General features: G+C 68.8%; 9 protein-coding genes. 1 reads left to right on the forward strand and 8 read right to left on the reverse strand.

Annotation, left to right across the window (positions count from 1 at the left end):
• Window positions 1–11: 11 nt before the first annotated feature.
• The 8 genes from V5D55_RS00995 to gabT form a co-directional block, all read right to left on the reverse strand.
• Window positions 12–1,286 carry an ROK family transcriptional regulator gene (locus tag V5D55_RS00995; RefSeq protein WP_435746778.1) on the reverse strand — a complete coding sequence of 425 codons (1,275 nt, stop codon included), beginning with the start codon at window positions 1,284–1,286 and terminating at the stop codon, window positions 12–14.
• 117 nt (window positions 1,287–1,403) lie between these two features.
• Window positions 1,404–2,768, reverse strand: a complete 1,365-nt coding sequence (locus V5D55_RS01000; RefSeq protein ID WP_435746780.1) for an NAD-dependent succinate-semialdehyde dehydrogenase — start codon at window positions 2,766–2,768, stop codon at window positions 1,404–1,406.
• A gap of 26 nt (window positions 2,769–2,794) precedes the next feature.
• The gene (locus tag V5D55_RS01005; RefSeq protein ID WP_435746782.1) at window positions 2,795–4,261 is read right to left on the reverse strand and encodes an NAD-dependent succinate-semialdehyde dehydrogenase; all 1,467 of its coding nucleotides are present in this window, start codon (window positions 4,259–4,261) and stop codon (window positions 2,795–2,797) included.
• A gap of 31 nt (window positions 4,262–4,292) precedes the next feature.
• Window positions 4,293–5,837 carry an APC family permease gene (locus V5D55_RS01010; RefSeq protein ID WP_435746784.1) on the reverse strand — a complete coding sequence of 515 codons (1,545 nt, stop codon included), beginning with the start codon at window positions 5,835–5,837 and terminating at the stop codon, window positions 4,293–4,295.
• Window positions 5,837–6,721 (reverse strand): universal stress protein, encoded by an 885-nt coding sequence (locus V5D55_RS01015; protein WP_435746786.1) that lies wholly within the window; start codon window positions 6,719–6,721, stop codon window positions 5,837–5,839. The genes V5D55_RS01010 and V5D55_RS01015 overlap by 1 nt, the downstream gene beginning before the upstream one ends.
• Window positions 6,721–8,100: a flavin monoamine oxidase family protein gene (locus V5D55_RS01020; RefSeq protein WP_435746788.1), complete on the reverse strand. Its 1,380-nt coding sequence runs from the start codon at window positions 8,098–8,100 to the stop codon at window positions 6,721–6,723. The genes V5D55_RS01015 and V5D55_RS01020 overlap by 1 nt, the downstream gene beginning before the upstream one ends.
• A gap of 76 nt (window positions 8,101–8,176) precedes the next feature.
• A complete protein-coding gene (locus V5D55_RS01025; protein WP_435746790.1) occupies window positions 8,177–9,655 on the reverse strand; it encodes an amino acid permease in 1,479 nt (492 codons plus the stop codon).
• A gap of 1 nt (window position 9,656) precedes the next feature.
• The gene (gene gabT, locus V5D55_RS01030) at window positions 9,657–11,018 is read right to left on the reverse strand and encodes a 4-aminobutyrate--2-oxoglutarate transaminase (protein WP_435746792.1); all 1,362 of its coding nucleotides are present in this window, start codon (window positions 11,016–11,018) and stop codon (window positions 9,657–9,659) included.
• Between the two features lie 96 nt (window positions 11,019–11,114).
• Here gabT and V5D55_RS01035 point away from each other — a divergent pair, with 96 nt between their 5' ends.
• The gene (locus tag V5D55_RS01035; RefSeq protein ID WP_435746794.1) at window positions 11,115–12,623 is read left to right on the forward strand and encodes a PucR family transcriptional regulator; all 1,509 of its coding nucleotides are present in this window, start codon (window positions 11,115–11,117) and stop codon (window positions 12,621–12,623) included.
• The last annotated feature ends 7 nt before the right edge of the window (window positions 12,624–12,630 follow it).

Here is a 12,630-nt window from a genome sequence, read left to right on the forward strand (position 1 = left end):
GATCATCGCCTTCAGGTCGTGAGATCTCCTTCATTCTGTGAGCCCGAGTCGCCGCTGCCCCGTCGCGCCTCGGGTGGGATGCCGTCGAGCCAGGTCTCCGGCAGGTCGGCGGCGCGGACCAGTCGGAGGATGGGTGACAGCCGGTCCTCGAAGTACCTGCTGCTCGCATCGTCCAGTGCGCTGAGGAGCGCGCCGACGACGGGCGCGATGGGGCCGAGCACCGCGCGGCGCAACTCGAGCGGGAAGTCGGTCGACACGAACCGCGAAAGGCGTGCCGCGAGGTCGTGGATCAGCTCGGGGTTCGCTTCGATCGCGGGCCCGAGGAGCAGGATGCCGTCGGGATCGAGCGCGGCGCCCGCAGCAGCCAGCTGGATCGCGATCAGGTCGCCCACCGCATCGAGATCGCTCGCCGCCGGGTTTCCGTCACGGCCTGCGGACAGGTCGCTCAGCAGCCGGGCGTCATCGCCGGCGTACGGGTTGGGGAGCAGCGAGGAGACGTCCATCCGGTACATCACGCCGGCGTGGTTCTGCGCGCCTCTGTAGGGCACCCCGTCGATCATGGGCACGGCGGACACCGTCGGCCACGCGGTCGCGAGCACGAACGACCCGAGGCCGCGCGCGGCGCCCAGGCGGTGCTCGGCCACGCCCGCGGCCGCCAGGTCGTGATGCACACGCGCCGGGACGCCGAGGGCCTCCCGTGCCTGCGCGGCCACGTCGACGCCGATCAGGCTGGGGAAATCACCGGACCGCGTGACCACGCCGTCGGAGTTCAGGAGTCCCTGCAGGGAGATGCCCACCCCGAGGAGGCCCGCGCTGCGCTCCGCGCGCGGCACGAGTGCGGCGATCTCGGCCCACGCCGACGCCAGGCGCTGGTCGACGGCGTCCGCCGCGGCGGGCGAAACGACATCAGCGTCGTCGACCCATCGCCGCGCCGCGACCACGGTGCCCGCCAGATCGCTGACCAGCAGATGTGTGGAGCGCTTCCCGATGTCGACCGCGGCGACGTAGCCGATCTCGCCGCGGAAGCGGTATCGCATCGCCGGGCGCCCCGACGACTTCGACGTCGCCTTCCGCATCCCGTCGACATCGGCCGCGCCGAGCTCGACGAGCTCGGCCACGCGATCCATCACGGTCGGGCGCGAGAGCCCTGTCGCCTCGGCGAGGTCGCTGAGGACGACCGGACCATGATCTCTGAGGTACTGCGCGGTCAACGCGGCGCTGCGCGTGCGCAGTTCCAGCAGCCGACCGCCCCGAGTGTGCCCGCGGGCTCCGTCTGCATGATCCACGGGCCCCATCGTACTGACCGTCGGCGCGACCCCGTGTCGGCCGCTCGACGTTTCCGCGCATCACGCAGAACGAGGCGGCACCCCCGAAGGGATGCCGCCTCGTCATGTCCGGCCGGATCAGCCGATGCGGATGAGCTTCTTGTTGACGAACTCGTCCGCGGCCAGGTGACCCAGTTCGCGCGCGGTGCCGCTGCGCTTGATGCCTCCGAACGGCAGCTCCGGGCTGTCGGCCAGGACCAGGTTGACGTAGACCATGCCGGCCTCGATCTTGTCGGCGACGCGCTCCGCCTGCGCAGCATCCGTCGTGAAGACGTAGGACCCGAGTCCGAAGGTGGTGTCGTTCGCGAGAGCGACCGCCGCGTCCTCGTCCGCGACGCGGTACACGACCGCTGCCGGACCGAAGAGCTCCTCGCGGTAGACGTTCATCTCCGGCGTCACGTCGGCGAGCACGGTCGGGGCGAAGAACGCGCCCTCCCTGGTTCCGCCGGTGAGCAGCGAGGCACCCTGCTCGACGGCCTGGTCGATCTGCTTCTGCAGGTTCTCTGCTGCCGTCTCGGAGGAGACCGGGCCGAGCACGGTGTCGTCGAGCATCGGGTCGGTCGCCTTCACGGCGCCCATCGCGGCCGTGAACTTCTCGACGAAGGCGTCGTAGAGGCCGTCGACGATGATGAAGCGCTTGGCGCCGTTGCAGGCCTGGCCGTTGTTGTCGAGGCGCGCGTCGACGCCGGCCTGCACGGTCGCGTCCAGGTCATCCGTCGACAGCACGATGAACGGGTCGGATCCACCCAGCTCCAGCGCGACCTTCTTGAGGTTGCGTCCGGCGACCTCGGCGACTGCCGCGCCCGCCCGCTCGGAGCCTGTGAGCGAGACACCCTGCACGCGCGAGTCGGCGATCATCGTCGCGATCTGCTCGTTCGTAGCGAGGACGCTCTGGTACGCCCCCTTCGGGAAGCCTGCGTCGTGGTAGATCGCCTCGAGCGCCGTCGACGACTCGGGGCACTGCGGTGCGGGCTTGAGCAGGATCGTGTTGCCCACGATCAGGTTCGGAGCCGCGAACCGCACGATCTGGTACGCCGGGAAGTTCCACGGCATGATCCCGACGAGCGGACCGAGCGACGAACGGCGGATGATCGCCGATCCGTCTCCCAGGATCGAGATCGGCTGGTCGGCCATGATGGCCTCGGCCTGATCGGCGTAGTACTCGGCGATGTCGGCGGCGAAGTCCACCTCGCCGAGAGCCGCCTCGCGCGGCTTGCCCATCTCGCGCACGAACACGTCGGCGAGCTCCTCACGGCGCTCCCGGTGCAGTTCGGCGGCGCGGCGGAGGAGCGCTGCGCGCTCGGTGACGGTCGACGAGCGCGACCATCCGCGATGCGCCTCGTCGGCAGCCGCGACGGCCTCGTCGATCTGCGCGTCGGTGAACGTGTCGAAGGACGCGAGCGTCTCTCCGGTGGCGGGATTGATGACGGCGTAGTCGGTCATGTTTCGTCCTCTCGTTCGGATGCCGGTCAGGAGACGGGGATCAGCGTGTACTTGGTGGACAGGTATTCGTGGATGCCCTCGAAGCCGCCCTCGCGGCCGACGCCGGACTGCTTGACGCCGCCGAAGGGGGCTGCCGCGTTCGACACCACGCCCACGTTGAGGCCCATCATGCCGGTCTCGAGCCCGTCGATCATCCGCTGGCCGCGCTGCAGATTCTCGGTGAAGACGTACGAGACGAGTCCGTACTCGGTGTCGTTCGCGAGGCGCACGGCTTCTTCCTCGGTCTCGAAGGTGGCGATCGCGAGGACCGGTCCGAAGATCTCCTCGCGGAGGATCGCCGAGCCGGCGACGACGTCGGTGAGCACGGTGGGCTCGTAGAACGTGCCCGTGCCCTCGAGCGCCTTGCCGCCGGCGAGGAGCTTCGCGCCGCGACCGACCGCGTCATCGACGAGTTCGCCCGCCTTGGCGACGGCGTTCGCATCGATGAGCGGACCGATCGCCACATCCTCCTCGGTGCCGCGACCGATCTTCATCGCGTTCACGCGCTCGGTGACCTTGCGCGCGAACTCCTCGGCGACGGATGCCTGCACGATGAAGCGGTTCGCCGCGGTGCACGCCTGACCGATGTTGCGGAACTTGGCGAGCAGCGCGCCCTCCACCGCCTTGTCGAGGTCGGCGTCCTCGAACACGACGAACGGGGCGTTGCCGCCGAGCTCCATCGACACGCGCAGCACGCCTTCGGCGGCCTGGGCGATGAGCTTGCGACCGACCTCGGTGGAACCGGTGAACGAGAGCTTGCGCAGACGCGAGTCGGCGATGATCGGCGCCGACAGCGCGCTCGACTTCGACGTCTGCACGACGTTGACGACGCCCGCAGGCAGGCCTGCCTCCTCGAGCAACTTCGTGAAGAACATCGTCGTAAGGGGCGTGAGTGCCGGGGGCTTGATCACCACGGTGCAGCCTGCGGCGAGCGCGGGCGCGATCTTGCGCGTCGCCATCGCGAACGGGAAGTTCCAGGGCGTCACGAAGAAGGACGGACCGACCGGACGCTGCGACACGACCATGTGGCCGGTGCCCTCCGGGTTGATGCCGTAGCGGCCGCTGATGCGCACGGCCTCCTCGCTGAACCAGCGCAGGAACTCGCCGCCGTAGCCGACCTCGCCGCGCGCCTCGGCGAGCGGCTTGCCCATCTCGAGCGTCATCAGCAGCGCCAGGTCCTCCTTGTGCACCTGCACGAGGTCGAACGCACGGCGGAGGATCTCGCTGCGCACGCGCGGCGCGGTCGCCGCCCACGAGTCCTGGGCCGCGACCGCGGCGTCGAGCGCCCGCTTGCCGTCGGCAGGTGTCGCGTCGGCGATCGTCCGGATGACGGCGCCGGTCGCCGGGTCCTGCACGTCGAAGGTGCCGCCGGTCTCGGCATCCGTCCACTCGCCGCCGATGAAGAGGCCGGTGGGGATACTGTCGAGCAGCGCCTGCTCGGTCTGAGTGCTCATGGATTCTCTTTCTGTGGGGAGGAGTTGCGGGTCAGCGGCGGCGGAGGCTGGGCGGGGCATCCATGCTCAGCGTCTCGCCGCGGAAGAAGGCTGGGCGCTTGATGCGCTGCCAGATCATCACCGCGATGCCGACCACGATGATCAGCATTCCGAGGATGAAGACGATGCCGACGCCGCCGATCTGCGAGCCGGAGCCGTACGCCGGGTCCATCGAGTCGATGAGGGTGGTGAAGAACAGCACCGCGAGAATGATGCCGCCGACCAGCGGGAAGAGGAAAGTGAAGAAGAAGTTCCTCGTCGAGTCGAACCACTGCTTGCGGAAGTACCAGACGCAGGCGAAGGCGGTGATGCCGTAGTAGAAGCAGATCATCATGCCGAGCGTCAGGATGGTGTCCCACAGCGTGTCCTCGCTGACCACGCGCATGACCGCGTAGAAGGCGGATGCCACGATGGCCGACACGATGGTCGCGTACCCGGGGGTGAAGAAGCGCGGGCTGACCTTGGCGAACGACTTCGGCAGCGCTCCGTAGTGCCCCATCGCCAACAGGGTTCGTGCAGGACCGACGAACGTGGACTGCAGCGACGAGGCCGAGCTGGTGAGCACGGCGAGCGACACGAGGAACGCGAGCGGGCCGAGGATCGGACCGGAGAGGTGGAAGAACACGTTCTCCTGGATGTCCTCGTTGCCGAGGCCCAGATCACCGGTTCCGACGCCGGCGAACATGATCATCGCGACGGCGAGGAGCAGGTACAGCGAGACGATCGTGAGCACGGTCGCCGTCGCGGCGCGACCGGGCGTCTTCTCGGGATCCTTGGTCTCCTCGTTCATCGTGAGGGTGACGTCCCACCCCCAGAAGATGAAGATCGAGAGCGAGAGCCCCGCGGCCACCGCGCCGAACGACGAGATCGCGAACGGGTTGAACCAGTTGAGGTCGAACGGCTGATAGTCGAACCCGTTGCCGTTGACGGCCTGCACGATCGCCGCCCCCGCGAAGAACACCAGCACGAGGATCTGGAAGCTCACGAGCCAGTACTGCAGCTTCTGCGTCGTCTGCATGTCGCGATAGGAGACCCAGGTGGCAGCGAGCATGAACAGCAGGCAGACGCCGATGTTGATCCAGGTGTTGCTGGCCAGCGCTGCGACATCCGCGTTGCCCGTGATCTGCGACAGCAGCAGGAACAGGAAGTCGACAGCGACGCCGGCGAGATTCGACAGCACCAGGATCGTCGCGACGATGAGGCCCCACCCCGCCATCCAGCCGATCCACGGGCCGAACGCCCTGGTCGCCCAGGTGAAGGAGGTGCCGGAGTCCGGCATGCGGTTGTTGAGCTCGCGGTATCCGAAGGCGACGAGGAGCATCGGGATGAAGCCGACGAGGATGATCGCCGGGATCTGCGCTCCGACCTCGGATGCCGTCGGTCCGACGGCCGCGGTGAAGGTGTAGGCCGGCGCGATGCACGAGATGCCGATGACGACGGCGCCGATGAGGCCGATGGTTCCGGCACTCAGGCCCTTGGTGGAGATGCCGGTCGTGACACCGGATTCGGGCTCCGTCGCCCGATTCGTGCTGCTCATCAGCGGACTCCTGCTTCGGCGCGGGTGCGCGGGACGACGATCATCGGAACGGGCAGCTCGTGCAGCATCTTCGCTGCCGTGGAGCCCAGGAACAGCCGGCGCGGCTGTGCGAGGCGGCTGGAGCCGACGAGGATGACCTCGCCGGGGAGCCAGGAGAGGTGTGCGACGGCATCTTCGACGGTGTCGCCCGGCGCCTTCTCGACGGCGGCGGTTCTCCCGTCAGGCAGCAGCTCAGCGGCGACCGCGAGAACCTCTTGGGAATGCTCGTCTCCGACCAGGCGGATGGCACCGGTGTCGAGACCGGGTGGAACGTCGAACGGCACCAGCGAGACCAGTCGGAGATCGACCCCGCTGTCGCCGGCGAGCGAGACCGCCTCGTCGAGCAGAGCGTCCGCTCCGGGACGGGTGCCGACGGCGACGGTCACGCGCGGGATCACATGATCGTCCTGCTGCGCGCTGCCGGCCGGGGCGAGGGCCACCGGGATGGTCGAGGAGTGCAGCAGTTCAGAGGCCACACTGCCGAGCCGGTGCCGGCCGAAGATGCCGCCGCCTGCCGCGCCGACCACGATCACGCGGGCGTCGAACTCCTCGCCGGCGGCGATCAGCCCCTCGGCGAACGATTCGGCGAAGCGCACGTGCCCGGTGCGGGTGAGTTCCTGCGGCAGTCGCACGACGGCGTCGGCGAGCCACTTCTTCGCCTGCCCGCGGATGTGCTCCTCGTAGGCGCGCTCCGGGGGCACGGCCGCGCTGCGGGTGCCCTCGTTCGGGAGCACGATCACGAGGTGCAGGGTCACGCCGAGGCTGCGGGCGAGCCGCGCGCCGAGGGCCGCGGCATCCGCTCCCGTGTCCGTCGCGGTGTAGCCGACGACGACCGAGCCGGACATCAGTCGCCGCTCTCGGTGCCGGCGACGCGGATCGCGTCGACGATGTTCGCTGCGGCGAGCTGCCCCATGCGGATCGCTCCGTCGACGTGCTGGTATCCGGCGCCGGCCAGGTCGCTGCACGCGAAGTGGATCGGGCCGACAGGGGTGCGGAGGTCGGCGCCGTAGCGGTGCAGACCGCCCATGTCGAAGCTCGCGGCGTACGCACCGCGGGTCCACTCCTCGCTGCCCCAGTCGCTCTCGTAGTAGACGACGGGATTCTTCGCCTCGTCGCCGTAGTAGTGCGAGAGCGATTCGAGGATGCGCTGCTTGCGCTCCTCCGCCGACAGCTCGAAGACGCCGTCGGCGTTGGCGTCCGAGACGAAGCCGACCAGCGTGCCGCGCTCGTCACCGTGGTTGGTGTTGTCATACGCCTCGTGCACGAGCTCGTACGGGCTGAAGGCCGTGGCGCTGAGCCCCTGCTCGCGCCAGAAGGGCTTCTCGTACACGGCATGCACCTTGATCACGAAGCCCATCGACAGGTGCTGATGCATCTGATGCTGGAGTCTCGGAAGCGGCGGGACGAACGAGATGCGGCTGTACAGCACCGGCGCGTGCGCGAGGATCGCGTAGCGGGCGCTGACCGTGGTGTCGTCGGTCGTGGCGGTGACGCCGTTGGGACCCCACTCGAGGCTCCGCACCGGCTGGTTCAGCAGCACGTCGTCGCCGAGGCGCTCGGCGAGCCGCAACGGCACCTGCTGAAGGCCGCCGACGACACGCTTGTCGAGGATGAAGTCGGCGTCGACGAGGTTCGAAGAAGAGCCGGCGGATGCTGCCATCAGCAGCGACTGCAGGAGAGAGAAGGAGTGCGTGGGCTTGGTGAGCATCGCGCTGCCGGTGGCGAAGGCGAGATTGCGCACCGCCTCGTCGTCGTCGGTCTGCGCGCGCAGCCACGCGTCCCAGGTGACGCCGTCCCATTCCTCGGCCTTCGCATGCGCCCACGGACGATCCGGGTCGATCTCCGCGACCATGGCATCGAGCCGCGACGTGATCTCGGCGATCACTGCCTCGGTCTCGGGCGACACCGGGAACATCTCGCCGGTGAAGCGGTGCGACTGGCCGTCGGGGCCGACGTAGACGCTGTCGCCTTCGCGGTAGCGGCTGTACGTCTCGAGCCCCAGTTCGTCGATCGCGTCCTTGAGCGCGTCCTGGTCGGGCGAGACCCACTGTCCGCCGATCTCGAGCATCGCGCCCTCGATCACATCGGTCCAGAGGCGTCCGCCGACACGGTCTCGCGCTTCGAGCACGGCGACCGAGAGTCCGGCCCTGCGCAGGTCGTTCGCCGCCGTGAGCCCTGCGGCTCCGGCGCCGACGATGAGCACGTCTCGGGTGATCTCAGCCATCTGCATCTCCTTCGTTGAAATGAATGTGCCGGTCGCGACCCGCAATCCCCCGATTAGGGTCGCGACCGGACGTCTCTCAGGGGGCGACGACGTCGCCGCCCACAGCCTCTTCCTCGGAGCGCACGGCGCGCTTCTTCAGGTTGCGGCGCACGAGCGGCCAGAACAGCACCAGTGCGCCGGTCGCGATCAGGCTCGTCCAGACCTGCGTCCGCCCACCTTCGGTCGTGAGCATCACGATGAGGACAGCGGCGATACAGGCGATCAGGAGGAAGTTCAGCCACGGGTGCAGCCACATCTTCAGCTTCAGACCGGCCACCTCCTCCGGTGTCATCTTCTGCCGCAGTCGCCATTGGGTCAGCGCGATGAAGACGTACACGAACAGCGCGACGAGCCCGGCGGAGTTCATGATGAAGTCGAAGATCCCCGACCCCGGCGTGACGAAGTTCACGATGGTCGCGATGAGCCCACCGATCGTCGATGCGAGCAGGGCCATGATCGGCACCCCGTTTCGCGACTTCTTCGCCACGATCTTCGGAGCGAAACCCTGCTCCGCCAGCGCAGAGAACATGCGCGACGCGGAGTAGAGCCCCGAGTTGAGCACCGAGATCACGGCGGTGAAGATCACCAGCTGCATGATGATGCTCGCACCCGGAATGCCGAACTGCTCGAGCGCGTAGGTGAAGGGGGCGTTGGCCACATCGGTCGGCGCCGGAAGTTCGTCCCACGGCACGACCGTGACGATGATGAGCACGGATCCGACGAAGAACAGCAGGATGCGCCAGATGATGGTGCTCGTCGCCTGACGGATGCCCTTCGCCGGGTTCTCGGATTCCGCCGAGGCCATCACGGCGATCTCGGTGCCGAAGTAGGAGAAGATCACCAGCGCGACGCCCGTGAAGGCGACGCCGTAGCCGTTCGGGGCGAATCCGCCGTGCTCCCAGAGGTTCGACACGGAGATGGTCGAGTCCGGCCACAGCCCGAACGCGAACAGCAGGCCCGCACCGAGGAACACCACGATCGCGAGCACCTTGATCGATGCGAGCCAGAACTCCACTTCGCCGAAGGTGCGCACCGAGATCACGTTGGTGCCGACGAACAGGGCGATGAGGAACAGGGAGAACGCCCAGGACGGCACGCCAGGGAACCAGCTGTGCATCGTCTCGCCGCCGAGCACCGCCTCATAGGCGAGAACGCCGACCCAGAAGTACCAGTACAGCCAACCGACGAGGTAGGCGGCCCAGTTGCCGAGTCCGACTCTGGCGTACTCCATGAACGAGCCGATGGCGGGGCGCGCCGCCGCCATCTCGCCCAGCATGCGCATGGCGAGGAACACCAGCAGCCCGCCGATCAGGTACGACAGGACGGCGGCAGGACCGACCGTGCGGATGACGTTGCCCGATCCGACGAAGAGGCTCGCGCCGATGATCCCCCCGAGGGTGATCATCGTCACGTGACGCGACTTCAGCTTCTTCGTCTGCGGGTTCGCGCCCGCGAAGCCTGCGGAGGTCTCCGGCGACACGGGGCGATCCCACTGCGACTCCGCTGACGCTCCCATGTCAGGCCTGCGCGAGTGCTTCTGCGACGATGTCGAGTCCTTCGTTCAACAGATCGTCGCCGATCGCGAGCGGAGGGAGGAAGCGGATGACGTTGCCGTAGGTGCCGCAGGTGAGCACGATCACGCCCTGAGCGATGCAGGCTTTCGCGACGGCGGCGGTGAGCGCGGCATCCGGAGCGTTGGTCTCGGGGTCGACGAACTCGGCGGCGATCATCGCGCCGTGCCCGCGGATGTCGCCCACGCGGGCGTCGTTCTCCTGAATGGCGGCGAGGCGCTGCGTGAGGATCGTGCCGATCTCCCGCGCCCGCTCGATCACGCCGTCGTTCTCGAACACGTCGATCGCGGCGAGCGCTGCGGCACAGGCGATCGGGTTGCCGCCGTACGTGCCGCCGAGGCCACCGGCGTGCGAGGCGTCCATGATCTCGGCGCGACCGGTCACCGCAGCGAGCGGGAGTCCGCCGGCGATGCCCTTGGCCGTCGTGATCAGGTCGGGCTCGATGCCGAAGATCTCGCTGGCGAACATGTGGCCGGTGCGGGCGAAGCCCGTCTGCACCTCGTCGGCGATGAACACGACGCCGTTCGCGCGGCACCAGGAGGCGATCGCGGGGAGGAACCCCTCGGCCGGGACGATGAAGCCGCCCTCGCCCTGGATGGGCTCGATGATGACGGCGGCGAGGTTATCGACGCCGATCTGCTTCTCGAGCTGGAGGATGACGCGGGCCGCGGCCTCAGGGCCAGCGAGCCCGTCGCGGAACGGGTACGACATCGGCGCACGGTAGACCTCGGGCGCGAACGGTCCGAAGCCGCTCTTGTACGGCATCGACTTGGCGGTCAGTGCCATCGTCAGGTTCGTGCGGCCGTGGTATCCGTGGTCGAAGGCGACGACAGCCTGGCGACCGGTGAACTTGCGGGCGATCTTGATCGCGTTCTCGACGGCCTCTGCACCCGAGTTGAACAGGGCGCTCTTCTTGGCGAAGTCGCCGGGGGTGACCCGGTTGAGGGCTTCGGCGACCTCGATGTACGACTCGTACGGCGAGATCATGAAACAGGTGTGCGTGAACTGCGCGGCTTGAGCGGCGACGGCGGCGGCGATCTTCGGGTGCGCGTTGCCGACCGTCGTCACGGCGATGCCGGAGCCGAGGTCGATGAGCGAGTTGCCGTCGGCGTCGACGACGACGCCACCACCGGCGGCGACGGTCGCGACGGGCACCGTGTGACCGACACCCGCGGCGACAGCATCCGCTTTGCGGGCGAGGATCTCGGCCGAGCGCGGGCCCGGGAGTTCGGTGATGAGGCGACGCTCCTGGGGGAGGTCGGGGCCGCCGAGGGGAACTGCAACAGCTGCGGTGTCGAGAAGAGCCATGTTCGCGAGCGTACGGCGGCTGCGAACACCGCCGCACTCGCCGACTTGTACAATCTGCTCAGGGATATCGCCCGACTGTACAACGGAGAGGTGGAGATGGCCGTCACGGAAGAACCCACGCTGCGGGCGCTGCTGCGCCGGCGCGATCTCGGCCTCTCGCTGGTCTCCCGCGAAGACCAGCTGCCCGCCTCATCGCTCGACCGGCCTCTGCGCTGGGTGCACAGCTCCGACCTCGCCGATCCGACCCCTTTCCTTTCCGAAGACCTCGCGCTCCTCACGACCGGCACGCAGTTCGATGAAGCGGTCGACATCGACACCTACGTCGGGCGCCTGGCCGACCGTGGCGTCCTCGGACTCGGGTTCGGCAGCGAGGTGCACCGCGCAGGCATTCCCGAAGAGCTCGTGGCCGCGTGCGCCGCGAACGGGATGCCCCTGTTCGAAGTCCCCTACCGCACGCCGTTCATCGCGGTCGCCCGCGCCCACTCCGAGGCCATCGCCGCGCAGGCGTACGCGCGCCGGTCCTGGGCGCTCGACACGCAGCGCGCCCTCGCCCTCGCCGCGCTCCGACCGCGGGGGCTCGACGCGACCGTCGCCGAACTCGGCCGGCGGCTCGACGTCTGGGCGGGGATGTTCGACGCGGCAGGTGCGCTGCTCGTCTCGCATCCGCGCGACGCCGTCGAACGGCACGCTCTGGACGACCTCGGCGAGCGAGTGATCGAGATCCTGACCCGCGGCCTCGAGGCCGGTCAGTCACTCACGCTCGACGACCACACGTTCACGCTCTTCACGATCGGCCGCGGCGGACACCTGCGCGGAGTCATCGCGCTCGAGATCGATGCGCTCGACCCGGAGGCGCGTTCGGTCGTGACCTCCGTGATCGCCATGGCGGGACTCGCGATGGAGCAGAGCGAGCAGCTGGCCCGCAGCAGGCGGAGACTGCACACGCAACTGCTCGAATCCCTGCTCGCAGACGACTCGACCCTGACCCGGCGAGTCATCGGCGGACTCCCGGCGGCCCCGGTGGTCGTCGCCGTGGCATCCGACGCCCCTGCCGGCCCGATCACCGACTGGTGGGAGCGGCACCGGGCCGACCACGGCACCGCATTCTTCCTCGCCGAGTCCGACGAGGGCCTCACGGTGTGCGTCTCCGCAGTGGACGACGATCTCCTCGACGAGCTCGCGCACCGCTTCGGCATCCGCATCGGCGTCTCGGAACCCGAAGGCTACGACGCCTTCTCGCGCGCGCACGCCCAGGCCCTGACGGCGCTGCGGCAACGCTCGGGAGCCGGCGCAGAGCGCTACGCCGACACGGTCGGATCGAGCATCCTCAGCGCGCTCGCCACGGATGAGGCAAGGCTCGTGGCGGAATCCCGCCTGGCACCGCTGCGCGCGCACGACCTGTCGGGCTCCGCCGCGCTGGAGCAGTCTCTGCGCTGCTGGTTGAGGAACGATGCGCGCGCCGAGCCCGCGGCCCTCGAACTCGGCATCCACCGGCACACGCTCCGGGCACGCATCGCCCAGGCCGGGACGCTGCTGGGGATCGACCTCTCGTCGTTCCCCGCCCGTGCCGAGCTCTGGGCGCTGTTGCAGACGGCAAGGGACTGACGGCCAC

It is taken from the genome of Microbacterium sp. PMB16 (assembly GCF_051294855.1).
Lineage (GTDB): Bacteria > Actinomycetota > Actinomycetes > Actinomycetales > Microbacteriaceae > Microbacterium.

Coding starts and splice junctions, on each gene's coding strand:
- V5D55_RS01000 (WP_435746780.1), bottom strand. CDS start 2,768: ATGACCGACTACGCCGTCATCAATCCCGCCACCGGAGAGACGCTCGCG.
- V5D55_RS01005 (WP_435746782.1), bottom strand. CDS start 4,261: ATGAGCACTCAGACCGAGCAGGCGCTGCTCGACAGTATCCCCACCGGC.
- V5D55_RS01010 (WP_435746784.1), bottom strand. CDS start 5,837: ATGAGCAGCACGAATCGGGCGACGGAGCCCGAATCCGGTGTCACGACC.
- V5D55_RS01015 (WP_435746786.1), bottom strand. CDS start 6,721: ATGTCCGGCTCGGTCGTCGTCGGCTACACCGCGACGGACACGGGAGCG.
- V5D55_RS01020 (WP_435746788.1), bottom strand. CDS start 8,100: ATGGCTGAGATCACCCGAGACGTGCTCATCGTCGGCGCCGGAGCCGCA.
- V5D55_RS01025 (WP_435746790.1), bottom strand. CDS start 9,655: ATGGGAGCGTCAGCGGAGTCGCAGTGGGATCGCCCCGTGTCGCCGGAG.
- gabT (WP_435746792.1), bottom strand. CDS start 11,018: ATGGCTCTTCTCGACACCGCAGCTGTTGCAGTTCCCCTCGGCGGCCCC.
- V5D55_RS01035 (WP_435746794.1), top strand. CDS start 11,115: ATGGCCGTCACGGAAGAACCCACGCTGCGGGCGCTGCTGCGCCGGCGC.